Genomic DNA, 26,080 nt, shown 5'->3' with positions numbered 1-26,080 from the left:
TCTGCCCGCTGGGTGATGAACATGCTAATGGCGCAGTGTCATTTACTCGACCCATGACACACGAAAGCCTGCCAAGCGGCAGGCCGAGGTCGAGCGGCGAGGTGTGTCGTCAAGTGTCACGTGTTACGCCATCAAGCGGTGGTGCAATTGATACCGTTTGCGCGTCACGCTGAAGGCGTTTCCACATACCATGCAACTGCCGGTTAAGCGTTTCATTGTCGATATCCTGCACGCCACGCTTGGCTAATATCACAATATCCATGGAGGGAAGGTGATCCTGGCGAAGCCTGGCGGATTCTCGGACTAGACGCTTAAAGCGGTTGCGATCTACAGCGCGCTTTGCATTTTTCTTGCTGACAATTAGTCCAATGCGAGGATGCCCCCGGGTACTCATGCGCGCTAACGCCATCATACCTTTGCCATGAACTTTAAGGTCGGCTTGTTCGAACACGTGACTAAAATCCCCGGCGTTTAAAAGACGCAAACGCCGGGGAAAGCCTTGAGGCGGCACACGCAATCCGAGATCAGGCGCTCAGACGCTTGCGGCCTTTCGCACGGCGGCGAGAGATAACGGCACGGCCGTTTTTGGTTGCCATGCGAGCACGGAAGCCATGCGTGCGCTTGCGTTTGAGAACGCTGGGTTGAAAAGTGCGTTTCATAACTCGTAATTCCCACGTGGTTTAGGACGGATGTGAATCCAAAAGACCCGGTCCAGTGAGGAAACTAGCCGGGGAGTTTCAATTCAAGACCGGAAATTGTAGAGACTTCCCGCGTCGGGTGCAATTTTTCCTTGCATAAAAACCAACAAAAAGGCAATGGGCATGGGCCCTGTCGGCTTTTTTACTCGAAAACAAGAACAACTACTATTACTAGTAAGGTTTTTAAATCTTATTGTTATTAATAGTGGGGATACTATTTGTGGATAAGCCAATAATTGACATGTTAATCAATATCATAAAATCATAAAAACAATGTGCATAAGTATCGTATAAGCGGTCTATAAACTGTTGGTTTGGTGTGTGTAGCGGTGTGGAAAAACGCTAAAAATGGATCTGTCCCCATTCCATCCGCGGGTTATCCCACGTGCTCATAATAAGTTGTCCACAGGCATAATTGTTGCCCCAACCCGTGTGGATAACCAAGCCTTAGAGCGCTACAATGGTCGGCCGTTTTCAACTGATGGTGAGATGAGTGTCACTCGCGCTTTGGCAACAGTGCCTGGACTACCTGCAGGACGAATTGAATTCTCAGCAATTCAATACCTGGATACGTCCCTTGCAGGCAGAAGAAGGAGAGTCCAATGAGTTGCGCTTACTGGCGCCTAATCGCTTTGTGCGCGATTGGGTGAGTGACAAGTATGCCAAGCGAATCAGTGAGCTGATCCGCGAGCTTGCGCCGTCTAAACCACCCAAAGTAAGCCTGACCGTAGGTAGCCGTCGTCCAGTAGCGGCGGTCCCCCAGCCGCGTGATTTGGGTAATCCTGTTTCCGCTTCAACCTCGGCGCCTTCGGTGCATACGCCCCCGCGTGGCGATATTGCCGATGAGCGTGAAATTGATCGGCTGCGTGAGCGTGAAGAAACGCCGCGCCGTCGCACTAACGAGCGTCAGGTCCAGGTCGAAGGTAGTCTTAAGCACGGCAGTGGGCTTAACCCTAATTTTACGTTTGATACCTTCGTGGAAGGTAAATCCAACCAGCTGGCACGTGCGGCGTCTCGGCAGGTTTCGGAAAATCCGGGTGGTGCCTATAACCCACTATTTCTATACGGTGGGGTAGGCCTGGGTAAAACGCACTTGATGCACGCCGTAGGCAATGCGCTGGCTGGTCGCCGGGAAAATGCCCGGGTGGTGTACCTGCATTCTGAGCGTTTTGTTGCCGATATGGTCAAGGCACTTCAGCTTAATGCGATCAACGACTTCAAACGCTTTTATCGCAGCGTTGATGCATTACTCATTGATGATATTCAGTTTTTTGCTGGCAAGGAACGCTCCCAAGAGGAGTTTTTCCATACCTTTAATGCGCTGTTGGAAGGCGGCCAGCAAATGATTCTCACCTCTGATCGTTATCCCAAGGAGATCAGTGGCGTTGAGGAGCGCCTGAAATCGCGCTTTGGATGGGGCTTGACGGTGGCTATTGAGCCGCCCGAACTTGAAACCCGCGTAGCCATCTTGATGAAAAAAGCCGACCAGGCCAAAGTTGATTTACCTCACGATGCAGCCTTCTTTATTGCTCAAAAAATTCGCTCGAACGTACGTGAATTGGAAGGGGCACTGAAAAAAGTTATTGCTGACTCACACTTTATGGGTAAGCCGATTACTCAGGATTTTATTCGTGAGTCGCTAAAAGATTTACTCGCGCTACAAGATAAGCAGGTGGGCGTAGATAATATCCAGCGCACAGTAGCCGAGTATTACAAAATCAAGGTGGCAGATTTATTATCCAAGCGACGCTCGCGCTCAGTCGCTCGCCCCCGGCAGGTGGCCATGGCGCTAGCCAAGGAATTGACCAATCATAGTTTGCCGGAAATTGGCGATGCGTTTGGTGGCCGTGATCATACAACGGTACTTCACGCTTGCCGCAAGGTGAAAGCCTTGCAAGAGGAGAGCGCGGATATTCGCGAAGATTACAAAAATCTGTTGCGCCTTTTAACCAGCTAAATCATCCATGGGATTGGCCTGCCGTCTGCAGGTTTTCAGGATATAAACCGGAGTGTTGATGAAATTTTCAATTTCCCGAGAGGCATTGCTGCGTCCGCTGACTCTGGTGGCAGGCGTGGTAGAACGGCGCCAAACGCTACCTGTACTGTCTAATGTGCTGATTCAGGTCGAAGGTGACCAGGTCGCACTAACCGGTACGGACCTTGAGGTTGAACTCATTGGGCGTACTGTCGCAAGCCAGGTTGACCAGCCGGGGGCGGCAACCGTGCCTGCTCGTAAGCTGATGGATATTTGTAAATCGCTGCCTGATCAGTCCGATATCCAACTGACCGTTGAAGATGGCCGAGCGGTGCTGCGCAGCGGTCGTTCACGCTTTACGCTCTCGACTTTACCGGTGGCTGAATTCCCCAATATTGAAGATGCCGATAGCAGTCAGGAGTTAAGCGTTCCGCGGGGCACGTTAAAACACCTTATTGAGACCACGTCATTTGCCATGGCGCAGCAGGATGTTCGCTACTATCTCAATGGCATGCTGTTGGAAATTCAAAGTAACTTGCTACGCACGGTGGCGACAGACGGCCACCGCTTGGCGATGTGCTCACGTCCTGTTGATGTCGCGGTTAGCCAGCCGCAGAAGCTGATTGTACCTCGCAAGGGCATCCTTGAGCTTTCGCGCCTGCTGGATGATAGCGATGAGCCGGTAAGCCTGACGCTGGGTTCAACCCATGTGCGTGCTCATACCGGTGACTTCACCTTTACGTCCAAGCTGATTGACGGAAAGTTCCCTGACTATGAGCGCGTCGTGCCACGCAATGGCGATAAAGTGCTAATTGCTGAACGCGCCGAGTTGCGTCAGGTGCTGTCACGTACGGCGATTCTCTCCAATGAGAAGTATCGCGGTGTGCGCTTATACCTGGAAGAGGGCAACCTTAAGGTCATGGCGAATAACCCTGAACAGGAAGAAGCCGAAGAGAACGTGGCCGTCGAATATAACGGTTCTGCGATGGAAGTCGGCTTCAACGTGGGCTATTTGGTTGACGTGCTTAGCGTCTTAAATGAAGACAGGGTGCAAATAACGCTGGCCGACCCTAATAGCAGTGCGCTGCTTGAAGAGCCGGGTGGTGGCGATGCGCTGTATGTTGTTATGCCCATGCGGTTGTAATACATCGTTTCATAAATGCCAAACGGGGCGGCGCTTCTGGTAGCAGGGGCGCCGCTTTCTCTTAGGGTTTGGTGACGCCTTTTACCCGAGTGTTTACATGAGCTTGAGTCAGCTTAACTTCCAGGGATTACGGAATTTAGCACCGCTTGATATGCATCCTTCTGCGGGGATCAATATCATCACTGGGCTGAATGGCAGTGGTAAAACTAGCCTGCTGGAAGGTATTCATGTTCTGGGGATGGGACGCTCGTTTCGTACTCGTCAGCTAAAGCATGCCATCCAATCTGACGTGGCGCATATGACGCTCTATGGGCGCCTGGAAGGGGAGCCAGAGATTTCCATAGGGGTACGCCGTTTGCGGGCTCAGCGTGAACTAGAGCTGCGTTTGCGGGGAGACAAGGGGGTGCGCTTGGCCGAGCTGGTCGAGGCGATGCCATTGCAATTGATCAATCCTGACGCTTTTAGGCTTCTTGAAGGGTCCCCGGCCGGGCGGCGCGAGTTTCTTGATTGGGGAGTGTTTCACGTGAAACATCACTTTCTGGAAGCATGGAAGCGTACACGCCGAGCAGTGAAACATCGGAACGCATTACTCAGGCGTGGTAGAATAGACCCACAGGAAATGGCGGCTTGGGAGCAAGAATTGGCGCTATGGGGCGAGGTAGTCGATAGGTTGCGGTTTGAATGGTTTAGTGAGTTTCTTCCCGTCTTTGAAGAAACTCTGAATGTACTTCTTCCGTTACCTGGCTTAAAGCTTAACTACGCTCGAGGATGGGATAAACAGAAAACGCTTGCTGATGTGCTTCAGGATAACCGAGTAACCGATCAGCAAATGGGGTTTACCCAACAAGGCCCTCAGCGTGCCGATTTGCGTATCAGGCTTAATAAACAGCCTGCTGTAGAAGTGCTTTCCAGAGGCCAGCAAAAGCTAGTGGTAAGCGCACTCAAGCTTGCCCAAGGGCGGTTTCTGGAAAGAACAGCACAGCGTCACTGCATTTATTTAATTGATGATTTGCCAGCAGAGCTGGATGTGCAACACCAACAGCGTTTCTGTCAGTTGCTTGAAGAGATGCAGTGTCAGGCATTTATTACCAGCGTCGACCCCGCCGCATTGCAACCTATGTGGCAATCTAAAACCCTGGTTGGCATGTTTCACGTGAAACGTGACCAGCAAGGGCTTGGCCAGTTGGTGCAAGATGGGTAGACGATACGGGACAAGACAGACTTCACGACGGAGTGGTCAATGAGCGAACAGGCTTACGATTCATCAAGCATCAAGGTGCTCAAAGGACTGGATGCAGTACGCAAACGTCCTGGTATGTACATCGGTGATACTGACGACGGCACCGGGTTGCACCACATGGTCTTCGAGTTGGTGGATAACTCCATCGATGAGGCTTTGGCGGGCCATTGTAGTGAAATTCGTGTGGTTATTCATGCCGATGAGTCGGTAACCGTTAGCGACAATGGTCGCGGTATTCCTACCGAGCTGCACGAAGAGGAAGGCGTCTCTGCCGCAGAAGTCATCATGACCGTGTTACACGCGGGCGGTAAGTTTGACGATAACTCTTATAAAGTATCTGGCGGTCTTCACGGTGTGGGTGTTTCCGTGGTTAACGCGCTTTCTGAAGAGCTGCGCTTAACGATCTGGCGCCAGGGCGAAGTGTTTGAGCAGATTTATCGCCACGGCGTGCCTCAGGCACCGCTTGGTGTTGTTGGTAAAACGGAGAAGACCGGATCACGTGTCCATTTCCGTCCTTCCCCGAACACCTTTGCTAATATTGAATTCCATTACGACATCCTGGCCAAGCGCCTGCGCGAACTGTCGTTTCTGAACTCTGGCGTTGCCATTCGCCTAATGGATGATCGCAGCGGTAAGGAAGAGCTGTTTCATTATGAAGGTGGCTTAAAAGCCTTTGTTGATCACCTCAACTCCAATAAAACGGTTCTGAACCCTGTTTTCCACTTTAATGCCTTGCGGGAAGACGGTGTTGAAGTCGAAGTGGCAATGCAGTGGAGCGACGTCTTTACGGAAAGCATCTTCTGCTATACCAATAATATCCCTCAGCGTGATGGCGGCACTCACTTGGCTGGCTTCCGGGCAGCACTGACGCGCACGATGAATAACTACATCGAAGCGGAAGGCCTGCTTAAAAAAGCCAAGGTAAGCACGGCGGGTGATGATGCCCGTGAAGGCTTAACGGCGATTATTTCTGTCAAAGTGCCTGACCCGAAATTCTCTTCACAAACCAAGGACAAGCTGGTGTCCAGTGAAGTGAAAACAGCCGTTGAGCAGGAAATGGGTCGCCTGTTTTCTGACTACCTGATTGAAAAGCCTAACGAAGCCAAAGCGATCGTTAATAAAATGCTGGATGCGGCGCGTGCGCGTGAAGCAGCACGCAAGGCCCGGGATATGACGCGGCGTAAAGGCGCGCTGGATATTGCTGGTCTGCCGGGCAAACTTGCTGATTGCCAGGAGAAAGACCCCAGTCAGTCAGAACTCTACCTGGTGGAGGGCGACTCGGCCGGTGGCAGCGCCAAACAGGGGCGTGACCGCCGCACTCAGGCCATTTTGCCGCTTAAAGGTAAAATCCTGAACGTCGAAAAAGCGCGTTTTGACAAAATGCTTTCGTCAGCTGAAGTGGGCACGCTCATCACCGCGCTGGGCTGTGGTATCGGTCGCGAAGAGTTTAACCCCGATAAACTCCGTTATCACTCCATCATCATCATGACCGATGCGGATGTCGACGGTTCACATATTCGTACATTGCTGCTGACCTTCTTCTTCCGCCAAATGCCGGAGCTGATCGAGCGCGGCCATATTTTTATTGCCCAGCCGCCGCTCTATAAAATCAAGCGAGGCAAGCAAGAGCTCTATCTTAAAGATGAGCAGGCCATGGTCGATTATTTGACGACTACAGCACTGGATGGCGCAGGCTTGTACGTGAATGCGGACGCACCGGGTATCTCCGGTTCGCAGCTGGAAGCCCTGGTAAATCAGTATCGCAACGTGATGAAGCGTATCGATCGCTTGGCGCGCGTCTACCCGATTGAAGTATTGAAGCAGATCATCCATGTCACAGGGTTGCAGGGCGAGGCGAGTCTTAAAGATCGTGTCACCATGGAAAACTGGATTGCTGAGCTGCAAAAAGTCATGGATGACATGGTGGCCTATGAAGGCGGGCCGCGTTACACCTTCTATCTGAAAGAAGATGAAGAGCGTGGCTTGTTACTGCCTACCGTGTCGCTTATTGCGCATGGCGTGACTACCGAGTACGACTGGGGCCTGGACTTCTTTGAAAGTGCGGATTATCGGGCTATTTCAGCGCTGGGTGAAACCCTTAATGGTCTGCTTGAAGAGGGCGCCTTTATTTCCCGTGGCGAGCGTCAGAAGCCTGTGGGTCACTTCTCCGAGGTGTTGCAGTGGCTAATGCAGGAAGGGCAGCGTGGCCTTTCGGTACAGCGCTATAAAGGGCTGGGCGAAATGAACCCAGACCAGCTTTGGGAAACCACGATGGACCCGGATAGCCGCCGTATGCTGCGTGTTACGATTGAAGACGCCGTCGCCGCCGATATGATGTTTAACACTTTGATGGGTGATGATGTAGAACCGCGGCGTAACTTTATCGAAAGCAATGCCTTGGTCGCTAATCTGGACGTATAAGGCACGCGAGTGAAAGCTCGCATACTATGTTTCACGTGAAACATTGCCTAAAATGAAAAATGCCGCTGGCTTCAAGCCAGCGGCATTTTTTTAAGCTATAAAATTTAGCCGGATGAATGGGATAGCAGCCAATCGACAAACTCGGCTAAATCTGTATAAACGTGGGCGTTTTCCAGGCCAACGCCCTTGGCCAGTGTTTTCTCGCCTTTGCCAGTTTTTACTAATACCGACTGACAGCCACATGCTTCGCCCGCTTGCAGGTCGCGCAGGCTATCACCCACCATCCAGCTGCCGGATAAACTCGATAAACTTAACGCACGCTGAATATCATGTAGCAAGCCCGGTAAGGGTTTGCGGCATTCGCAATCATCGGCGGGCCCATGCGGACAGTAAGCGATATGCGCTATTGTTCCTCCTGCGGCATTGACCAACGCATTTAGACGATCATGCATTTGGCCGAGAACGCCTGCATCGTAATAACCGCGGCCAATGCCTGACTGATTCGTGGCTATCGCAACGGTGTAACCGGCTTGGGATAATTTAGCGATAGCATGGATGGCAGAAGGGTAGGGCAGCCACTCTTCGAGTGACTTTATATAGGCGTCAGAATCCTGATTAATGACGCCGTCACGATCAAGAATAACTAGCTGCTTGGGGGAAATAGGCATTGCGTGTTCCATTAAAGACGCTGATTAAGCATAGCCAACGCCTGCAACGTGACGCTAATTTTGCGGCCATCACTACCCAGATATTTAAATGGGATTTTTTGCAAGCGGAGTAGTTTGGGCAGCGTTTTTTTAAACTGCTCTCGAACTTCCTGCCGGGCGCTGTGCAGTCCATCAATCAGCGCAGGGGTTAAACGTTCGATTTGCATCGGTGATTTAGAGAGTTTGCCATAGAGTGAAAAGATAAAGCAGTACCAATCGCGCACCATACAGTTGATTGGGGTATGTACTTTACCTGGATCCGTTTCAAAATCGATAAAGACAGTTTGATCCTGGGTGATAAGGATATTACGTGCGAACGCTTCACTCAGGTAGCAATTACGCTCATGAACCGCGTTGAGTGCCTGGATACTTTGACTAAGCATTTTATCCACTTCCTCAACACTGTTCGCCTTTTTGAGTTTTTCCAGCAGTGTCACAGCGGGTTGTTCAGGAGACCCCGCATCCGCCAAAAGAAGGGCTTGAGGATTTTCGGCCAGGATGATGGGAACTGAGATGCCTGCTTCACTTAAGGCTCTAATCCGTTGTGCCTCGGTGAAAATACTTTGCTCACCGCCAAGGTTGGGGACCGGCTTTAACGCTTCAATATTAAACCATGCAGCCAATAACTTGAGCGGTGCATAGGCAAGCTGCGAGTTCCGTTTGGCGGCACGTTTTAACCACACCTTTTGGCCATTCAGCGTATGGGAAACCATGCTAGCCTGTTGCTGGGGGAATGAGTCCAGTAGAAAGAGATCGTACACAGGGCAACTCCAGAGTGCTTATGCACTCAAGCTATAACACGCATTACGTCGATAAAGGGAAATTAACGCATCAGAAAAACTTTATTTTAGTAAAAATCGATTATTTTTTCACGGTGTTTCACGTGAAACAAACCAGACAGCGCGTGAAGGAGCTTTGAAAGGGAAATGCCACGATTATACGTCACAGCCAGAAACGAGCGCGATAAAAGGCAGGTAGGGGATGGAATGATAAGCGTGCTGCCGATGGCATAAAAGCCATCGGCAGATGGTCGAGCGAAGGTTATTGGGGGAGTAGCGAAATATCGGCAACTTCCAGGAACAGTGCTTGGAGGCTGGCCAGCAGAGCAAGGCGGTTATTGCGCACGGCTTCATTATCCGCCATGACCATCACCTGATCAAAAAATGCATCGACGGGTTCACGAAGTGTCGCCAATACATCCAGCGCTTGCTGATAGTCACCGGTACCAAATAGCGGGGCTACCTGCTCTTGGCGGCTGGTGACTGCCTTGAATAATACCTGCTCGGCTTCCTCTTGCAGAAGGCCAGGGTCAACCTGAAGGTTGCCGTTGTGATCCTGCTTGCTCAGAATATTGGTAACGCGCTTGTTAGCGGCGGCTAACGCGGTTGCCTCTTCACGCTGAGCAAAGGCTTTCACGGCGCGCAGCCGGCGAGCGAAATCGAGCGGGTTGGTGACAGGGCGTGCGCGCACCGCCAGGTACATCTCGGCGCTAATCCCTTCTTCCTGGCCCCAAGCGCGGAAGCGATCCAGCATATAGGTCAGCACGTCCTCTACCAGACCCTCAGCCTTGGGCAGCCCCTGATGCTGCTGAGCGGCGGCAGCTAAAAGATCGCGCAGATCGAGGTTCAGCTCGCCCTTGATCAGGATATTCAGCACGCCAATCGAGGCGCGACGCAGGGCGAAGGGATCTTTTGCGCCGGTTGGACGCTGGCCAATACCAAAGATACCTACCAGGGTGTCCAGACGGTCCGCCAATGCCAACGTTTGCCCAGTTAGGCTTTGCGGAATCGCGTCACTGGCAAAGCGTGGCAGGTACTGCTCTTCAATCGCTTGAGCAACATCCGCAGGCTCGCCGTCCTGCTCGGCGTAGTAGCGACCCATAATGCCCTGTAACTCAGGGAACTCGAGCACCATTTCGGTGACCAGGTCACACTTGGCAAGTGCCACAGCACGCTGTGTATTGGCAACGTCACCGTTGATCTTCTCAGCTATGAAGGTGGCAATAGCGGTGGTACGACGCGCTTTGTCGGCCAGCGTTCCTAACTGCTGCTGAAACACCACGCTTTCAAGCTGCGGAATGCGCGAAGCCAGGCTCTGCTTACGGTCGGTATCGTAGAAGAAGGCGGCATCCGCCAGGCGCGGACGAATAACTTTTTCGTTACCCGAAATTACCTGTTGTGGGTCAGCGCTATCTATATTGGAGATAGTGATAAACAGCGGTTTGAGCTTGCCCTGGTCATCCAGCAGGTGGAAGTACTTTTGATTGGCCTTCATGGAGGAGATCAAACACTCCGCCGGGACCTCCAAAAAGCGCTCATCGAAACTGCCGGTAAGCGCGACCGGCCACTCCACCAGACCACTGACCTCAACGAGCAGGGTTTCGTCGATAACGGCATTGGCGTCCTGTACTTCCGCTTCGGCTAATACTTGCTCGCGAATGCGTTCGCGACGCAGCTCACGGTCCGCTAATACGTAAGCGTTTTCGAGCGTGGCCAGATAATCATCGGCGTGCTCAAGCTGAATCGCATTGGGTGCGTGGAAGCGGTGGCCATAGGTGGTGCGGCTAGCCTGTAATCCCAGCACTTCTGCGGCAATGACATCGCTGCCGTAAAGTGCGACCAACCAGTGCACCGGGCGGGAGAACTCTATACGCGATGCCCCCCAGCGCATATTTTTAGGTACTGGCAGGCCCTGAATGGCTTTACGCAGAATCTCGGGCAGAAGCGCTTGAAGGCTCGCACCCTGCTGCTGTTCGCGGTAGCCAAGCCAAGTGCCTTTGTCTGTTTCCAGGTGAATTAGCTCATCGACGCTAACACCACAGGAACGAGCGAAGCCTTCGGCTGCTTTGCTTGCAACACCGTCTTTAAAGGCGGCGGCCAGCGCCGGACCACGACGCTCTACCTCGCGGTCAGGCTGTTTATCGGCAAGCTCGCTGACCTTGACGGCTAAACGGCGAGGTGTGGCGTAAGCGGTCACGTGCTGGAAAGGAATCTCGGCCTCTTGCAGGCCTTTTTCAATCCCTGCGGCAAACGCGTCAGAGAGTGCATCCAGCGCCGCGGGTGGCAGCTCTTCGGCGCCCAGTTCTAATAAAAGCGTATCAACAGCCATTATGCATCTCCCTGATCGGCAAGTAGTTCGCGGCGAAGCGCTTCTGGAGCCATGGGGAAACCTGCTGCTTTACGCGACTCAAAGTAGGTATGGGCAACATCCCGCGCCATGGTGCGCACGCGCAGAATAAAGCGCTGACGCTCGGTCACGGAAATAGCGTGACGGGCATCCAGAAGGTTAAAGGTGTGTGATGCCTTGAGTACCTGCTCATAAGCAGGTAAGGGCAGGGTGGCGGTCAGCAGCTTGGCACACTCACGCTCCTGGTGATCGAAGGAGGCAAACAGCTGGTCGACGTCGGCATGCTCGAAGTTATACGTCGATTGCTCACGCTCGTTCTGCAGATACACATCGCCATAGGTGACTTGGCTACCGTCCGGGGCAATCGCCCATACCAGGTCGTAAACGCTGTCAACGTTTTGCAGATACATGGCAATCCGCTCAAGACCATAGGTCAGCTCACCGGTAACGGGGTAACACTCAATACCGCCCGCCTGCTGGAAATAGGTGAACTGGGTAACTTCCATCCCATTGAGCCATACTTCCCAACCCAGGCCCCAAGCGCCCAGCGTTGGCGATTCCCAGTTATCCTCAACAAAGCGCACATCGTGGATCAGTGGGTCCAGGCCTAAACGCTTTAGTGAGCCAAGATAAAGGTCCTGCAGATTACTTGGCGATGGCTTCATGACGACCTGAAACTGGTAGTAGTGCTGCAGGCGGTTGGGGTTTTCGCCATAGCGGCCATCGGTTGGGCGGCGAGAAGGCTGAACGTAGGCCGCGTTCCAGCTTTCCGGGCCGATTGAGCGCAGGAAAGTAGCGGGATGAAAGGTGCCCGCGCCAACTTCCATATCAAGAGGTTGGAGAATGACGCAGCCCTGTTCTGCCCAGTACTGTTGCAGAGCAAGGATCAAGCCTTGGAAGGTCGACACATCGGGTGTCGATTGGTTTGTCGAGACACTCATCGCAGAAAGCACCGTTGGCCATGAATTCATAAGCCGTCAAGTATACAATCCTAGGCAGATGGGTTATAGGCACATAAGCCAACAGAACCGCTTTTGGTTAAGGAGAGCGAAATGATCGTTGTAACAGGCGGTGCCGGTTTTATTGGCGCAAACATTGTGAAAGCGCTTAATGCGCGCGGCCGTAACGATGTCATGGTGGTGGATGACCTGCGGGACGGCACCAAATTTGTCAATTTGGCCGACTGCACGTTGGCCGATTACCTGGATAAAGATGATTTTCTTGCCAAGGTTGAGGCAGCATTGCGCGGTGAGATAACCGACTTGCCAAACATCGAGGCGATTTTTCATGAAGGGGCGTGTTCCGATACCACGGAGTGGGACGGCCAGTACATGATGAAAAATAATTTTGAGTACTCCAAAGTACTGCTAAATTATTGTGAGAAATTCGGCATCCCTTTCCTCTACGCATCATCCGCAGCTACCTATGGTGGCAGTGACGTCTTTAAAGAGGCGCCCGAGTACGAAAAACCGCTTAATGTCTACGGTTACTCCAAGCTGCTGTTTGATCAACATGTGCGCTCACGCTGGGAGTCGCTCACTACCCAGGTCGTTGGTTTCCGTTACTTCAACGTCTACGGCCCTCGTGAACAGCATAAAGGCAAGATGGCAAGTGTCGCCTACCATAACCATCTTCAAATCCGTAACGGCGAAACCCTGAAACTGTTTGGCGCCTATGGTGGTTATGAGGCTGGCATGCAGAGCCGGGATTTTGTGTACGTGGGCGATGTCGTCGACGTCAATCTATGGTTTTTGGATAACCCTCAAGCGTCTGGCATTTTTAACCTGGGAACAGGCCGAGCAGAGCCCTTTAAAGCGATTGGCGAAGCAGTCATCGACTTCTATGGCAAAGGCGAGATCAATTACATCGACTTTCCTGAGGAGTTGAAAGGCCGCTACCAAAGCTACACGCGTGCTGATATCAGTCATTTACGTGAAGCCGGCTGCGATGTTGAGTTCAAAACCGTGGCCCAAGGGGTTAGCGCTTACCTGGAGTGGCTAAATGGCTAATTCCGCCAAGCGTCTGCTGGTGGTTGGCCCGTCATGGGTGGGCGATATGGTCATGGCGCAAAGCCTCTTTATGACGCTTAAAGCGCGTCAGCCTGATGCAACCATTGGGGTGGTTGCGCCCGCATGGTCACAGCCCATTCTAGAGCGTATGCCGGAGGTCGACGAAGTGCTGCCTCTGGCCGTTGGCCACGGCGAGTTTGGTTTGGCTAATCGCCGTGAACTCTCCAGTCAGCTAAAAGGGTGCTTTGACCGTGCCATTGTGCTGCCACGCTCCTGGAAAGCCGCCCTTATTCCCTTCATGGCTCGCATTCCTGAGCGGGTAGGCTTTTTGGGTGAGCATCGCTATGGGCTTTTAAAAGAGCGTCGCAAGCTTGATAAGCAGGTTCTGGATCAGACTGTAAAGCGCTTCGTGTCGCTGGGCTTGCCGCTTGATGAAGCGCTAAGCGGGGATTTTCCGGTCCCCAAGCCGCGTTTAATGATCGACCGGGATAACCTGGTTAATTTGCGCCTGGCTCATGCGTTGTCATCGCGGCCCGCCATTGGCATGATGCCCGGCGCAGAATATGGGCCTGCCAAGCAGTGGCCGCTGGCCTATTTTCACGACCTGGCCGCGCAGCTTATCAACGATGGTTTTGAAATTCGGGTACTGGGCGGTCCAAAAGATCATTCGGCAGGCGAGAGCATCGTGAAAGGCTTGCCCCATGCGCATAATTTATGCGGCAAAACGCAGTTAGCCGATGCGGTAGACCTGTTAGCCGACTGTCGGCAAGTGGTAACCAACGACTCTGGTCTCATGCATGTGGCCGCTGCCGTAGGCGTGCGCATTCATGCGCTTTACGGCTCTTCGTCACCGGACTATACGCCGCCCTTGACCAACAACGCTGTCATTCATTATTTGGGGCTCTACTGCTCGCCCTGCTTTAAGCGTGTTTGCCCGTTGGGACATACCAACTGCCTTAATCAGTTAGCGGTAGAGCAGGTCTATCAGGCGATGCGAGCCGACCAGCAGCGTGCCAGCGGCTTGATCATTAATGGGTGATGTTTACTTCGTCGGCCTGATCCGCTGGCGTTTCTGTCACTTGAGCTGCCGGGGTATCTTCTGCTTCGCGGCGTCGAGGCGTTAGCCCTTCCCATAAGCGATGCTGCAGGGCGGTTTCCTCACGCAAGCGCTCGTTGAGTGTTTCGATACCATGCACCTCAACCAGTGTGGATTTTTCACTGAGCAGTGAGACACCCAGTCCTGCTCGGTGATCGTTCAAGGTAAAGCCGAGTGCTTCTAATATCGTTGGAAACACATCTAGCATCGTGGCATCGCGGCGAATACGCTGGGGTGCAATATAGTCGCCGAGCATAATCAGCGTATTATCGCGATCCAGTGCTGTCAGTTGGTCCCATACGGAGACCCGCATGGTGAGGTGATCGCTGAGTACAACTATCAGCGTATTATCCAAAAGCCCTTCGCGCTGTAACTGCTCGATAAATACCCGCGCTTCATGAGCCGAGCACTCCACTGAGTACAGAATATCCTGGCCATCAAATGTGCCCTGGCGGTCCTGGCAGGTTTGGGACGGAAACCCGCTCGGTGCATGGCCTGCCAGGTTAAGATTCACCACTGCCCAAGGGCCGCTATCCTCTTCATTTAACCGGCGTATTTCATCAGCGGTAAAATTATAAAGCGTGTCGTCATGAAGCCCCCAGCTATTTAAATACTCTGGATCTTCCATGTCGGGTAAAAACTCTTCTTTCCCCTTTACGCTATTAAACTGATGACCGCGATAGAAAAGGCCTTTACCCGCGAACTGCGTACTAGCGCCCCCCAGGTAGCTTAATTGATACCCTTGAGCAGCTAAAATATCACCCAGGCAGTCAACGCCTGGCACCACCTTTTTCAATGGCTCAAACTGTGTATCGTGCAAAAGCCCGGCAGGCATTAGCGGAACACCACACTGACTGGCGATCATTCCCGCCATGGTCCAGCCGGTGTTTTCCATTTGTCGGATACCTTCGAAAACCAGACCCTGTTCGCCCAGCGTATTCAAGTCGGCATAAGCGTCATCAAAAATCTCGTTGCTATAGGTACGCTCAAGGCTCTCCAGGTACATGATTAACAGATTAGGGGTATGCGACTGCTCGTTGGTCATGGGCGGCATATAACGTCGATTTAACCACTCTCTATCGTCAGCCACGACGGCAACGCTGCGTTGACCCAAACCATAAAGTAACGGGTTGGTCGCCAGCAAAATAATCGCAAAATAGCGCTCGGCTAGTCGCCAGCGCTGATCATGGCGTGAAAGCCACGTAATGGAGCATAAAATGCCCAGCATAGTCAGCGTATAAAGTACCGCGACCACCATTTTGCTGGCACCGCCGTGCTCCGCGATACCGGCCTGTAAATGAAAAAACACAGCGCCTAAATCGACATTGCCGAAGCTGTCAGCTAAATAAACGTACACGCCCATCAAGCTTAGCGGCACTAATGACCAGGGCCATACTTTTCGGTAGCGAGCATTTGCTGGGCGACCCCAGCTCAGCTTCAACCCCGTGCCGATCCAACCAGCGGCGATGAGAAAGAGAGCCCACCAGGGCAGGCGAGTTAACACGGTAGCGGCATAGCCTAGACTAAGGCCAATGGTCGCTAGTGGCAGCCAGGGAGTAAGTTTCAGAGTCCTTGAAGAGGGCATGCCATATCCTAATGCTATTGCAATTTTGATAAAAATGACGTTGTTGGTGCTAGTGCAATGTTACGCTAAAGCGCCGCCGAAAAACTATCTGCCGTCTTATGCCTTTGGTCGGCAGGGATTTTAGCCGAAGTTTGACTTGCTATACGGCAGCACGTTGAGGCAGCCTACTGTGGTTATATGAGTGAACTGTTGGTCTTTATCGATCCAGGGCGGGTTGGCAGCGATGTTTAATAGTATGGCGGCTTACGGTAGAATTTAAACAGTTGACTATATACAGCTATCTGCAACCGCTATCAGAAGCATTCGTCATTTATTGTAATGAAGTGTTCTTTTAATTGAACTCAATCACAGTGGTTCCTTATGAAAAAAATAGAAGTGTCATTTATTACGATAAATTATAATTCTTCACACTATACAGCTGAGTTAATTAATAGCATTTTGTCGAATACTGATAGCGTATCTTACGAAATTATTGTTGTTGATAATGCCTCTGAAGATAAAGATTTTTTACGTCTGAAAGAGTTTCTGAAAGATAAAAATGACGTGACATTAATTAGAAATTCCATCAACAGTGGGTTCTCAAGTGGCAACATGCTAGGGGTAAATCATGCGAGTGGGCAGTATTACTTTTTTGTTAACAATGATTGCAAACTTTTAAATAATACGGCAGGCGTATTAAAGGAGTATCTGGATTCAAACGCAGAGGTGGCGTTGGCAACTGCTCAAATAGTAGATGCCAACAACAATTATTCATCTTCGCACAAACAGTTTCCCCATCTTTTAAAGCAGCTGTTTGGTAACAGCGTGCAAAGAAAATTTTCAAGGATTAAATTTCCAAGCAATCGTGTGACGTTAGATAAACCCACGCAGGTTGAAGTGGTTAGTGGCTCTTGCATGTTTTTTAATGCAGATGCTTTTTGCGATATTGGTGGTTTTGATACCGCCTTTTTTCTTTACTGTGAAGAAGAGGATATTGCCAAAAGAGTTTGGGAATCTGATAGGAAAGTTTTTTTTATTCCTGAAGCACAGATATTTCATGAAGCGGGTGGTAGCACAGAGCAAGGGTTTCGAATGCAACAAGAGTTTTATATTTCCTATTACCACTTGCTAAATAAACACTACAACCGCACCGGTCGGGTTCTACTTAAAATAGCATTATTCTTTAAGCTGTTTTTTAGAATGTTTAAGAAGAAAATGGGCGTCAGAATGTTCCTGTCTATGCTAAGTGGATTTCCGCAAAAAAACAGCTTGAGATACTCTCAAAAAATAAAGAAGCACCACGGAGAGGTCGTTTAGAAAACAGCAGGATGCTAATTAAAAAGATGCTAATTTTCACATGCGATTTGTGAAAGCTATGATGCTGTTACCCTGAAAAATTCTTAAGCTGAGAAATCCTCTTGCCAATTTCTGCTGTGTTGATTGTTAAAAATGAAGCGCACCATCTGCGCGAATGTCTTGATACGCTCACCTGGGCCGACGAAATTGTCGTGCTGGATGCGGGGAGCCAGGATGAAACCTGCGCGATTGCGCGCGAGTATACGGATAACGTAAGCGTTAATACGGATTGGCAGGGCTTTGGCGTACAGCGCCAGCGCGCCGAGGCGCTGGCCAGCCACGAGTGGATATTGATGGTAGATGCCGATGAACGCATTACGCCAGCGCTGCAAAAAAGCATTTTGGATGCTGTGCAGGGTGGCCCAGCTGTTTTTAGCCTTGGGCGGCTTTCCTGGTGTTTCGGGCGGTTTATCCGCCACTCAGGCTGGTATCCGGACTGGGTCGCGCGTCTCTATCCCAAAGGGCAAGCATCCTATAATGCAGCGCTGGTACATGAAAAACTGGTGGTGCCCGATGGTCTAACGGTCAAACGCCTGTCTGGCGATTTGCTGCACTATACCTACCGTGATCTGCGCCATTATCTGGAAAAATCTGCCCACTATGCGCAGGCGTGGTCGGAGCAACGGGCCGCTCAGGGTAAAACGGCCACGCTGGCGAGCGGTTTCACACATGGGCTTGCCTGCTTTGTGAAGATGTATCTGCTAAAAGCGGGCTTTAAGGATGGCAAGCAGGGTTTCCTGCTAGCGCTTTTGTCAGCGCACTCTACGTTTAATAAATACGCTGACTTATGGATCCGCACACGGACATCACCCCCGCATAAACGCTGAAAGGAGAAACGTTGAAATTTGCTGAGCGGCAGCATCAATATCAATCGCCGACATATCCTGCTGGCCTGCAGTGGTCGGAGGGCTAAAGGCCAGCCGCTTTTCAGCGCTGTTGCACGTTTGCCAGCGCAGTGGGGTGGCCGAGCGTTTAGCCGGGTAGAATCCTGCGGTGGCGATGTTCAAGCATCCAGCGATATGCAGCGGGCCAGTTGAGCCCGCAATCAGCATATCGGCCTCGGCAAGCCGATGGGCAAACTCAGCGACGTTGCTGCTCTTGGGTAGATGCCTGGCCGTGACGCCAGTGCTGGCAAGCCTGTCGATTAACGCTTGGGCAGGTGCCTCTTCTCCAGGGCCGGCACTGATCAACCAATTAATAGGCGGCGCTTCTTTCACCTGCTGGGCTATTTGAGCAATAAGCCCCGCGTACTGATCAATTGAAAGATTCACCGCCGAGCCGCCGCTGCCTGGATGCACAACGATAGATACTTCGGCTGTCATATTCTCTGTCGGCGTTTGGCCCTGCGTTTGTGTGCTGGGCAGTGGCCAAAAGGGCGGTTCGGGCAGTGCAGGCAGCTTAAGCGAAAGCCTGGCTAACAGCTCGCACGCCAGGTTCACGTTGTACTGATATTCAGGCTTTGCCGATTGAGAGCGGCGCTGGCGAATGCGCACGTTGTAAAACAGTTGAGCCCACTTGGTCGCGGGAGCAACACGAAGCGGTATACCTGCCCGCCAGCCTAACCAGCCAATGCGTGGCGTTGAAAACAGAGTCAGAAGAGCATCAAACTGGGTGGATTTTACGCGCTTAAGCAGTGCTTTCTGGGCGTGTTTGTCAGCATGGCTACCAGGGTCGGTAATGACCTCATCCACCCAAGGGCACGCGCTAGCCAGCGGTGCAGTGTAATCCGGTACCAGCACCGTAATATGCGGCGCAGGTGATGCGCTTTTTAGGCAGGCCAGCGCTGGCCAGGCCAGCATGAAATCACCAATTTTATCATTACGTACGACCAGCACTTTCTGCGCCATTTTGGGTGCCCCGTTAATTGCAGCCTGTATACTACAAGAGAATGAAGAGCTTGTTTAACAGTGCGTGGCGAAGTGAGGGATGCGATGGTAAATAAGGTGGTGCAACTTTGTCTGTCGAAGGGTAACGGCGGGATGGAGTTTTATGTTGACCGTATAACCGAGGATTTAAAAGCGGCCCAGATTGACGTCATCGGCATCTGCCTTGAGGGCACGCGGATTAATACTTATATGCAGCGTCATCAGATACCTTACCTGGCATTCAAAAGCAGTACTCAAGCGCTAAAGCACGTATTACGCATCCGCCGATGGTTGATGGAAGAGAACGTTCGCGTTATCCACTGCCATAAGTCGAGTGACCTGCGTTTAACCGCACTTTTAAAACTGGTTATGCCGAGTATTCGAGTGTTCTACACCGACCACATGGGCGGGCAGCGTCCCAAAAAAAGCCTCTACCACCGCTTCGCTTATGCCAATGTAGAGCGCGTCCTGTCGATTAGCCAGGCGACTCACCTTCGTAATATTCGCAATCTCCCGTTGCCCAGCGAAAGGGTTATCTGCTTGCCTCACGGTGTCGATATCAATACGTATCGCCCTTGCAATGATGAGCGTTTTATTCGCACCAAACGTGCAGAGTTAGGACTGCCTGAAGAGGCCGTTATTATCGGATTGCCTGGGCGCGTGACGCCTGGTAAAGGCCAGGATGTCTGGGTTAAAGCACTACTGGAACTTGATCCTGCGTTGCCCTTTTATGCTGTGTCGATAGGCGGTACTGACTACGCGTCCGGGGGGGAAGAACGTTTCTATAGCGAGCTACAAGCGATGATTGCGGGCACGCCGCTTGAGAAAAGAATCAGCTTTCTAGGCCACCGCAGTGACCTGCCCGAGATCTTGCCCGCGCTGGATTTGGTATGTATCCCCTCGGAAAATGAAGCGTTTGGTTTGACCATTATTGAGTCGATGGCGTGCGCATTGCCGATTATTGGCTCCAACACGGGGTCGCTACCCGAACTGGTCGATGAAGCCTCTGGCGTGCTCGTGGGCCCGCACGATATTAACGCGTGGGCCAAAGCGATGGAGGCCATGGTGCGTGATGAAACAACGCGTCATGCCATGGGCAAGGCAGCCCGCATGCGCGTTGAACAGCATTTCAGTAACAAGCGGCATGTAAAGCGCTTAATTGAGTATTACAAGATCTCGGCAGACGAAGGGTAGACCCGCTTGAATGCGTCAGCCAGCCGCTCGGATGTCACCCCCTGCTCAACATGGTCCGTTGAATGGATGATTTCATGGGGCGTTGCCTGGGGTTGCCATGCGCTGTTGATAACCGTATACACGCCCACCGTGGGGCGATTATAGGCGCTGGCGATATGCACAATAGAGGTGTCGGGTGAGAAAACGACGGCGGCATATTTGACGAGAGCGGCTGACACCAACAGTGAGCACGGGCCAGGAAACGTGTGAACAAATGGAAACTGTTTGGCTAACTGCACGGCTTTTTGTTCACCACTGGGGGCATAGGGAATAACCAGCGGTAATCCTGTGGTTTTATGAACAGTATCCATAAGCGCCTTGGCTTTATCCATGGAAATACAGCGATAATCAGCGCCGCCATCAAGGTTAAACAGTACATAGGGACCAAGCTCGCTCGCCCACTGATGGACTTCCTGATCGATATTGACAGGAATCGGTAGCTCAAAGCGCCCTTCGACACTACCTAACCCGACGTTCTCAATCAGCTTAGACCAGCGAGTGGGTAGCGATGTGTCATACGTGATCGGCTGCCCAAAGTCAGCGAACGCCTGCATGTTGTAAGCGCTATAAGTGAGGTTCATGCGGGCTTTCAGTTTGCCCACAAAATAGATGCCGGGAGAGGTGGCGTGTCCCGTTGCATCTACGCAAAGATCAATACTTCCATGGCGCGCTCGAAGGTTCCTCGCAAGCGTTTTGACTGCTTTATAGTCCCTGTCTCTGGGTACAATTTGAACTTCAGCACCCTCGCTTTTCAGTGTTTCGAAGACCGGGGCATTTCTATGCGATGCTACGACACAAAGCCAATCAACATGGCGTGCCTGTAAGGCCCTGATGATGGGGTAAATAGCCATTCCGTCGCCAACCGATTTTGGGCAGAGAATGACTGCCTTGCGCACCGTATCGGGTTGCCAGCTGTCGGGGGTATAGTCGTACCAGCGCTCAAGCAGTCTGCGCCCAAGCACTTTGTTCCATCTTGGCATCGATTATTTTCCTTACGTGCGCTCATTATAATTCGATGATCAGTATTTTATAAGAATAAGGCGTTAGTAAGGAAGATGCTTTAGGTCATTAGGCTTGGCGGATATATTTAGCTTTCCCTGCCGGTGATTGCCCTTTCAGCATAGCCTTGCCGGATAGGGGTTATGGCGTGAGGCGCGTTAAACTTCACCACTGAGCGGGAAAGGCGCGCCAGATTAGCAGCTTGCCATTTGCCTGGTGGGCGTAGGCGACAGCGGTCCAGATCAATCAACCACGGTTCTCCTGCCGGATCGACCAGTATATTGCGTGCGTTAAGGTCGACATGATCAAGCCCTGCATCATGAAAGCGTTTGATCATAGCGCCTACCCTTGCAAGCAGCGCATTATCGGCGCTGTTTTCAGTAAGTAGCGAGGCTAACGCCTGAGCGCCGGGGACTCTTACCGTTAATAGCGCCGCTTCATAAGTGATGCCATAGCGGGTGATGCAGCAGGCAACCGGGGCTGGAACGGGCAGGCCCTGTTCAAAAAGCGTGGCGGTTAAGCGCAGTTCTCGAAAGGCGCGGGTATGCTCGGCACCTGTCCATAGATAGCGCTTTTCACTTAACCTGGCGACCATGCCGCCGCGCCGATAGGGGCGCAGCACCCACTGCTGGGTCGGCGTTGCCTGTAGAAAAAGGCTGCTGCCCCGGCCGGGTGCTTCACCCACCACCAGCCCTTGCTGGCGCCAGTAGTTGGCCGTGAACAGGGCCGGCCCGATAGGGTGTGATAGTTGGTGTGATCCCGGTGCGTCACTTAAACTGTCTGCATCATGTAACATCAGACTATTTTTTTGCCGGAGTGCCGTTAAGCGCATGAAGCCCTCGTTGCCTGCTGAACCCAACCACATTGCTATTTTGCGCCTCTCCGCCTTGGGAGATGTGTGCAATCTCGTGCCGACGGTACGCGCACTGCAGCGCCAGTGGCCACGAGCGCGCATTACCTGGATTATCGGCAAGGGGGAGCACAGTCTACTGGCGGGGCTTTCCGGGGTCGAGTTTGTCGTGTACGACAAGTCGACCGGCCTTGCCGGAATGCGCCGCTTGTGGCGCGAGCTTGCCGATACACGCTTTGATGTACTGCTGCATATGCAGCAGGCGATTCGCGCCAGCGTGCTCTCTCTGGGCCTAAAAGCCAATGTACGCGTAGGGTATGACAAGGCTCGCGCTAAGGATGCCCAGCACTGGTTTACCCAGCATCAGCTGGCGCCGCATCCCAAGGCGCATGTGCTGGAATCCTTTATGGATTTTGCTCGCCTTCTGGGTGTGAAGGACGATCACCTGGAGTGGAACATGCCGGTACCCGCGATGGCCTATGAAGAGGCGCGGGTCATCAGTGGTGAATCGCCTTATCTTGTCATCAACCCGTGTAGTAATGCCCGCTTGCGCAATTTTCGCAATTGGTCGGTGGAAGGTTACGCCAGCGTTATCGAACACGCCTGGAGACACCATGGTCTAAAAAGCGTGCTGACTGGGGGAAGCAGTACGCTTGAGCGCGAAATAGGCGAGCAGATTGAAGCCTTATGCCAGCCGGGTAGCGTGATTAATGCGATAGGCGGCACGTCATTGAAAGGCGTGTTGGCCCTGATTGGCCAGGCGCGTGCGGTGATCGCGCCGGATACCGGCCCCGCCCACATGGCCAATGCGATGGGAACGCCCACCCTGGGGCTGTATGCCACCACTAATCCGCAGCGGGCAGCGCCCTATTGCTGGCGTGATTTCGCCGTCAATGCGTATCCGGATGCGGTGCATGCCTACCTACATAAATCGGTGGGCGAGGTCTCTTGGGGCCAGCGGGTGCGCCATCAGGATGCGATGCAGCTCATTAAAACCGAGACCGTTATTGCCCAGCTGGATACGCTCCTTGCGCATACAGCGTCAGATACAGTTGCAGGATCTACTCATGAAAGTTGATTTAACCGCGTTAGAACATGCCCACATACTGGTCGTCGGCGATGTCATGCTCGATCGTTACTGGCACGGTGGCACGTCGCGCATTTCTCCCGAAGCCCCCGTGCCGGTCGTGCGTGTTGAAGAGGCCGACGACCGCCCAGGCGGCGCAGCCAATGTGGCGCTTAATGTGGCCTCATTGGGCGGCCATGCAGCCCTGGCGGGCGTTGTCGGGGATGACGAGAACGCAGTGTTATTGGAAACCCGGCTGCATACAGCCAATGTAAATACTCACTTTCAGCGCAGCCCCGACGTGCCCACGATTACCAAGCTGCGTGTGATGAGTCGTAACCAGCAACTGCTGCGGCTGGATTTTGAACAACGCCTGGATAACATCGACACTGGAGATTTATTGGCCCAGGTGGAACAGGCGTTGCCGGACTGCGATGTCGTGATCCTTTCTGACTACGGTAAAGGCACGCTCAACCAGGTGGAGCGGTTGATTGCCCAAGCGCGTGCGCATGGTAAGCGCGTTTTGATTGACCCCAAAGGGCAGGATTTCAGCAAGTATCGCGGAGCGAGCTTGATCACGCCTAACCTTGCAGAGTTTGAAGCCGTGGTAGGCCACTGCGCAAGCGATGCTGAGCTTGCCATGCGGGGCGAAGCGCTGCGCGCCGAGCTTGAGCTGGAAGCTCTGCTGGTCACCCGTAGCGAAAAAGGCATGACGTTGATCTGCGGAGGCCAGCCGCCTATTCATTTACCTACGCGCGCTCAGGAAGTGTTTGATGTCACCGGGGCTGGTGACACGGTCATTGGCTTAATGGGCCTCGCGTTAGCCGCGGGCCATGCCTTGCCCGAAGCCATGATGCTAGCAAATCTGGGGGCGGGTCTGGTGGTTGCCAAGCCAGGCACCGCGACACTCTCAATAGCCGAGCTTTATACCGCGCTACATGGCGATAGGCTCGCCGAGTTTGGGGTTATCGAGCCGGCGCCTCTCGTTGAGGCTGTGCGTGCGGCACAGCTACGCGGTGAACGGGTCGTCATGACCAATGGCTGCTTTGATATTCTGCATGCAGGGCATGTAGCCTATCTGGAGCAGGCAAAACGCCTCGGTGATCGCCTGATTGTGGCGGTAAATGACGATGCCTCCATTGGCCGTCTTAAAGGGCCCAAACGGCCGATCAATCCGCTCAATCGACGTATGCAGGTACTGGCTGGCCTGGGAGCGGTCGATTGGGTTGTGCCGTTTAGTAACGATACGCCGCAAGCGCTAATTGAAACCGTTCTGCCCGATATCCTGGTAAAAGGCGGTGACTACCACCCTGACGACATTGCAGGTGGAGACGCCGTTCGAGCCAACGGGGGAGACGTCAAGGTGCTCGGGTTTGAGGACGGCGTATCCACCTCGGCGATGATTAGCTCCATTTTGGACCGCGAGGGATAATGGGGCGAATTAACTGGCCGTGCCTTGGCTATTCTGCGGCGCTCTATGCACTTTCACCACTGATTGGCTGGCGTATCTGGCGTGAGCAAGTACCTACTTACTCACGTTGGCAGCGGCTGGGCAGGCGCCTTGGCAAGCTGCCTACGCCGCCGCGTATTTGGTTGCACTGTGCCTCGGTAGGTGAGGTCCGTGCCGCCCGCCCGCTGATAGAGGGCCTACTCACCCGCTACCCTCGCCACAACCTGCTGTTAACCACCATGACCGCTACGGGCGCGCGGCAGGCGCAGGCATTGATCGAGCAGCAGCTCGATCACCACTCACGGCTCGCGCACTGCTTTCTACCCCTGGATTTTCCCGGTGCAGCCAAGCGGTTTGTGCGCCGCGTAGCGCCTGAACTCGCCATCATGTTTGAGACCGAGCTTTGGCCTAATTTACTTCACGCTTGTCAGAAACATGGCACGCCGGTTGCGGTGGTCAATGGGCGGCTCTCGCCTAAAGCGTTTAAGCGCTACCAGAAAATCGCCCCGTTAATGGCCCGCACACTGGCCAATGTCGATTGGCTGGCAGCCAAGTCTGCTGACGATGCCAAGCGGTTTGAAGCGCTAGGCGCTGTGCCCGGTAAAACGGCGGTGGTGGGGTCGTTAAAGTTTGAAGTGAGTCTTCCATCAGGGGGCTCAATTGAGAGTGAGCGCTTACTTTTAGAATGGGGAGAACGTCCTGTCTGGGTTGCCGGTTCTACCCGTGATGGTGAAGAAGCGCTACTGCTGGAAGCACACCGGCAATTGCTACACCAATTTCCTGATGCCCTACTGGTGCTTGTACCGCGCCACCCTCAACGCTTTGATGAGGTCGCAGCACTGTGCAAGGCAAAGAAATGGGAGACTAGTCGGCGCAGCCAAGGTGAGCCTGTTACCCCGGCTACCCAAGTGTATCTAGGCGATACGCTGGGTGAGCTGGGTGTTCTTTATGGTGCAGGCCTGGTGGCATTTGTTGGCGGCAGCTTAGTGCCGCTAGGCGGGCACAACGTGCTAGAGCCAGCAGCGCTGGGCAAACCCGTGCTTAGCGGTCCTTTTGTCGAAAACTTTGCTGATGTGGTCGAGCCGCTTGAAGCGGCTGGCGCGCTTACTCTGGTGGCGGATGTCGATGCGCTGGTCGATGCCTTGCAGTGCCGCTTCGCCGACTCCAAGCGTTGCCTTCAAGAAGGCCTGGCTGGCCAATCTGCTATCAAAGCGCAGCAGGGCGCGCTTGCACGCACCCTGGAGGGCCTTGAGGCGCTTTCAAGCGCTGAACGATAAGCCC

22 protein-coding genes are annotated in these 26,080 nt (G+C 53.0%); 12 read left to right on the top strand and 10 right to left on the bottom strand.

Annotation, left to right across the window (positions count from 1 at the left end):
- Window positions 1-109: 109 nt before the first annotated feature.
- Entirely contained in the window at window positions 110-511 is a 402-nt protein-coding gene (gene rnpA, locus CZ787_RS05490) for a ribonuclease P protein component (protein WP_176372174.1), read from the bottom strand.
- Window positions 512-524: 13 nt separating this feature from the next.
- Complete coding sequence (gene rpmH / locus CZ787_RS05485) at window positions 525-659, bottom strand: 50S ribosomal protein L34 (protein WP_087106981.1); 135 nt, start codon at window positions 657-659, stop codon at window positions 525-527.
- A 532-nt stretch (window positions 660-1,191) separates the two neighbouring features.
- Between rpmH and dnaA the strand changes: the two genes are divergently transcribed.
- From dnaA to gyrB, 4 genes are all read left to right on the top strand, one after another.
- Window positions 1,192-2,655, top strand: coding sequence for a chromosomal replication initiator protein DnaA (gene dnaA / locus CZ787_RS05480; protein ID WP_087106980.1), 1,464 nt, complete (start codon window positions 1,192-1,194; stop codon window positions 2,653-2,655).
- 58 nt (window positions 2,656-2,713) lie between these two features.
- On the top strand, window positions 2,714-3,817 hold the full coding sequence (gene dnaN / locus CZ787_RS05475) for a DNA polymerase III subunit beta (protein WP_087106978.1): 1,104 nt from the start codon (window positions 2,714-2,716) through the stop codon (window positions 3,815-3,817).
- A gap of 97 nt (window positions 3,818-3,914) precedes the next feature.
- Window positions 3,915-5,018 carry a DNA replication/repair protein RecF gene (gene recF / locus CZ787_RS05470; protein ID WP_087106976.1) on the top strand — a complete coding sequence of 368 codons (1,104 nt, stop codon included), beginning with the start codon at window positions 3,915-3,917 and terminating at the stop codon, window positions 5,016-5,018.
- A gap of 39 nt (window positions 5,019-5,057) precedes the next feature.
- Window positions 5,058-7,478 carry a DNA topoisomerase (ATP-hydrolyzing) subunit B gene (gene gyrB, locus CZ787_RS05465; protein WP_087106974.1) on the top strand — a complete coding sequence of 807 codons (2,421 nt, stop codon included), beginning with the start codon at window positions 5,058-5,060 and terminating at the stop codon, window positions 7,476-7,478.
- A 104-nt stretch (window positions 7,479-7,582) separates the two neighbouring features.
- Here gyrB and gmhB read toward each other — a convergent pair whose 3' ends face one another.
- The 4 genes from gmhB to glyQ form a co-directional block, all read right to left on the bottom strand.
- A complete protein-coding gene (gene gmhB, locus CZ787_RS05460; RefSeq protein ID WP_087106972.1) occupies window positions 7,583-8,146 on the bottom strand; it encodes a D-glycero-beta-D-manno-heptose 1,7-bisphosphate 7-phosphatase in 564 nt (187 codons plus the stop codon).
- 11 nt (window positions 8,147-8,157) lie between these two features.
- A complete protein-coding gene (locus CZ787_RS05455) occupies window positions 8,158-8,898 on the bottom strand; it encodes a hypothetical protein (RefSeq protein WP_254908575.1) in 741 nt (246 codons plus the stop codon).
- Window positions 8,899-9,226: 328 nt separating this feature from the next.
- Window positions 9,227-11,293 (bottom strand): glycine--tRNA ligase subunit beta, encoded by a 2,067-nt coding sequence (gene glyS, locus CZ787_RS05450; RefSeq protein WP_087106968.1) that lies wholly within the window; start codon window positions 11,291-11,293, stop codon window positions 9,227-9,229.
- Window positions 11,293-12,252, bottom strand: a complete 960-nt coding sequence (gene glyQ, locus CZ787_RS05445) for a glycine--tRNA ligase subunit alpha (protein WP_087107069.1) — start codon at window positions 12,250-12,252, stop codon at window positions 11,293-11,295. The genes glyS and glyQ overlap by 1 nt, the downstream gene beginning before the upstream one ends.
- A gap of 111 nt (window positions 12,253-12,363) precedes the next feature.
- On the opposite strand from glyQ, the gene rfaD reads away from it, so the two are divergent.
- Together rfaD and waaF are read left to right on the top strand one after the other, a co-directional pair.
- The gene (gene rfaD, locus CZ787_RS05440; RefSeq protein WP_087106966.1) at window positions 12,364-13,320 is read left to right on the top strand and encodes an ADP-glyceromanno-heptose 6-epimerase; all 957 of its coding nucleotides are present in this window, start codon (window positions 12,364-12,366) and stop codon (window positions 13,318-13,320) included.
- Window positions 13,313-14,359, top strand: coding sequence for a lipopolysaccharide heptosyltransferase II (waaF, locus tag CZ787_RS05435; protein WP_087106964.1), 1,047 nt, complete (start codon window positions 13,313-13,315; stop codon window positions 14,357-14,359). Before rfaD ends, waaF begins: the two co-directional genes overlap by 8 nt.
- On the opposite strand, the gene CZ787_RS05430 is transcribed toward waaF, so the two are convergent.
- Window positions 14,349-16,001 (bottom strand): sulfatase-like hydrolase/transferase, encoded by a 1,653-nt coding sequence (locus CZ787_RS05430; RefSeq protein ID WP_087106962.1) that lies wholly within the window; start codon window positions 15,999-16,001, stop codon window positions 14,349-14,351. The genes waaF and CZ787_RS05430 overlap by 11 nt on opposite strands.
- A 360-nt stretch (window positions 16,002-16,361) precedes the next feature.
- On the opposite strand from CZ787_RS05430, the gene CZ787_RS05425 reads away from it, so the two are divergent.
- A complete protein-coding gene (locus CZ787_RS05425; protein WP_087106960.1) occupies window positions 16,362-17,297 on the top strand; it encodes a glycosyltransferase family 2 protein in 936 nt (311 codons plus the stop codon).
- A gap of 101 nt (window positions 17,298-17,398) precedes the next feature.
- Window positions 17,399-18,163: a glycosyltransferase family 2 protein gene (locus tag CZ787_RS05420; protein ID WP_087106958.1), complete on the top strand. Its 765-nt coding sequence runs from the start codon at window positions 17,399-17,401 to the stop codon at window positions 18,161-18,163.
- On the opposite strand, the gene CZ787_RS05415 is transcribed toward CZ787_RS05420, so the two are convergent.
- Window positions 18,143-19,183 carry a glycosyltransferase family 9 protein gene (locus CZ787_RS05415; protein ID WP_087106955.1) on the bottom strand — a complete coding sequence of 347 codons (1,041 nt, stop codon included), beginning with the start codon at window positions 19,181-19,183 and terminating at the stop codon, window positions 18,143-18,145. The two genes, CZ787_RS05420 and CZ787_RS05415, sit on opposite strands and share 21 nt — an antisense overlap.
- Before the next feature lie 84 nt (window positions 19,184-19,267).
- On the opposite strand from CZ787_RS05415, the gene CZ787_RS05410 reads away from it, so the two are divergent.
- Complete coding sequence (locus CZ787_RS05410; protein ID WP_087106953.1) at window positions 19,268-20,395, top strand: glycosyltransferase family 4 protein; 1,128 nt, start codon at window positions 19,268-19,270, stop codon at window positions 20,393-20,395.
- On the opposite strand, the gene CZ787_RS05405 is transcribed toward CZ787_RS05410, so the two are convergent.
- Window positions 20,368-21,414 (bottom strand): glycosyltransferase family 9 protein, encoded by a 1,047-nt coding sequence (locus CZ787_RS05405; RefSeq protein ID WP_087106951.1) that lies wholly within the window; start codon window positions 21,412-21,414, stop codon window positions 20,368-20,370. The two genes, CZ787_RS05410 and CZ787_RS05405, sit on opposite strands and share 28 nt — an antisense overlap.
- 107 nt (window positions 21,415-21,521) lie before the next feature.
- Complete coding sequence (locus CZ787_RS05400; RefSeq protein WP_087106949.1) at window positions 21,522-22,265, bottom strand: 3-deoxy-D-manno-octulosonic acid kinase; 744 nt, start codon at window positions 22,263-22,265, stop codon at window positions 21,522-21,524.
- On the opposite strand from CZ787_RS05400, the gene CZ787_RS05395 reads away from it, so the two are divergent.
- The 3 genes from CZ787_RS05395 to waaA are packed head-to-tail and all read left to right on the top strand — an operon-like array spanning window position 22,264 to window position 26,076.
- Window positions 22,264-23,361 carry a glycosyltransferase family 9 protein gene (locus tag CZ787_RS05395; RefSeq protein ID WP_087106947.1) on the top strand — a complete coding sequence of 366 codons (1,098 nt, stop codon included), beginning with the start codon at window positions 22,264-22,266 and terminating at the stop codon, window positions 23,359-23,361. The two genes, CZ787_RS05400 and CZ787_RS05395, sit on opposite strands and share 2 nt — an antisense overlap.
- On the top strand, window positions 23,351-24,781 hold the full coding sequence (hldE, locus tag CZ787_RS05390) for a bifunctional D-glycero-beta-D-manno-heptose-7-phosphate kinase/D-glycero-beta-D-manno-heptose 1-phosphate adenylyltransferase HldE (protein ID WP_087106945.1): 1,431 nt from the start codon (window positions 23,351-23,353) through the stop codon (window positions 24,779-24,781). The genes CZ787_RS05395 and hldE overlap by 11 nt, the downstream gene beginning before the upstream one ends.
- Window positions 24,781-26,076 carry a lipid IV(A) 3-deoxy-D-manno-octulosonic acid transferase gene (waaA, locus tag CZ787_RS05385; protein WP_087106943.1) on the top strand — a complete coding sequence of 432 codons (1,296 nt, stop codon included), beginning with the start codon at window positions 24,781-24,783 and terminating at the stop codon, window positions 26,074-26,076. Before hldE ends, waaA begins: the two co-directional genes overlap by 1 nt.
- Window positions 26,077-26,080 lie beyond the last annotated feature (4 nt).

It is taken from the genome of Halomonas citrativorans (genome assembly GCF_900163645.1).
Taxonomy (GTDB): Bacteria; Pseudomonadota; Gammaproteobacteria; order Pseudomonadales; family Halomonadaceae; genus Vreelandella; species Vreelandella citrativorans.
Note: the sequence above shows the minus strand (reverse complement) of the source record. Positions and strands in the feature narration are given on the sequence as shown.

Coding starts and splice junctions, on each gene's coding strand:
- CZ787_RS05425 (WP_087106960.1), top strand. CDS start 16,362: ATGAAAAAAATAGAAGTGTCATTTATTACGATAAATTATAATTCTTCA.
- glyQ (WP_087107069.1), bottom strand. CDS start 12,252: ATGAGTGTCTCGACAAACCAATCGACACCCGATGTGTCGACCTTCCAA.
- gmhB (WP_087106972.1), bottom strand. CDS start 8,146: ATGCCTATTTCCCCCAAGCAGCTAGTTATTCTTGATCGTGACGGCGTC.
- CZ787_RS05395 (WP_087106947.1), top strand. CDS start 22,264: ATGAAGCCCTCGTTGCCTGCTGAACCCAACCACATTGCTATTTTGCGC.
- CZ787_RS05405 (WP_087106951.1), bottom strand. CDS start 21,414: ATGCCAAGATGGAACAAAGTGCTTGGGCGCAGACTGCTTGAGCGCTGG.
- CZ787_RS05455 (WP_254908575.1), bottom strand. CDS start 8,898: ATGGTTTCCCATACGCTGAATGGCCAAAAGGTGTGGTTAAAACGTGCC.
- hldE (WP_087106945.1), top strand. CDS start 23,351: ATGAAAGTTGATTTAACCGCGTTAGAACATGCCCACATACTGGTCGTC.
- dnaN (WP_087106978.1), top strand. CDS start 2,714: ATGAAATTTTCAATTTCCCGAGAGGCATTGCTGCGTCCGCTGACTCTG.
- CZ787_RS05415 (WP_087106955.1), bottom strand. CDS start 19,183: ATGGCGCAGAAAGTGCTGGTCGTACGTAATGATAAAATTGGTGATTTC.
- CZ787_RS05410 (WP_087106953.1), top strand. CDS start 19,268: ATGGTAAATAAGGTGGTGCAACTTTGTCTGTCGAAGGGTAACGGCGGG.
- waaA (WP_087106943.1), top strand. CDS start 24,781: ATGGGGCGAATTAACTGGCCGTGCCTTGGCTATTCTGCGGCGCTCTAT.
- rpmH (WP_087106981.1), bottom strand. CDS start 659: ATGAAACGCACTTTTCAACCCAGCGTTCTCAAACGCAAGCGCACGCAT.
- gyrB (WP_087106974.1), top strand. CDS start 5,058: ATGAGCGAACAGGCTTACGATTCATCAAGCATCAAGGTGCTCAAAGGA.
- rfaD (WP_087106966.1), top strand. CDS start 12,364: ATGATCGTTGTAACAGGCGGTGCCGGTTTTATTGGCGCAAACATTGTG.
- CZ787_RS05400 (WP_087106949.1), bottom strand. CDS start 22,265: ATGCGCTTAACGGCACTCCGGCAAAAAAATAGTCTGATGTTACATGAT.
- recF (WP_087106976.1), top strand. CDS start 3,915: ATGAGCTTGAGTCAGCTTAACTTCCAGGGATTACGGAATTTAGCACCG.
- CZ787_RS05430 (WP_087106962.1), bottom strand. CDS start 16,001: ATGCCCTCTTCAAGGACTCTGAAACTTACTCCCTGGCTGCCACTAGCG.
- waaF (WP_087106964.1), top strand. CDS start 13,313: ATGGCTAATTCCGCCAAGCGTCTGCTGGTGGTTGGCCCGTCATGGGTG.
- glyS (WP_087106968.1), bottom strand. CDS start 11,293: ATGGCTGTTGATACGCTTTTATTAGAACTGGGCGCCGAAGAGCTGCCA.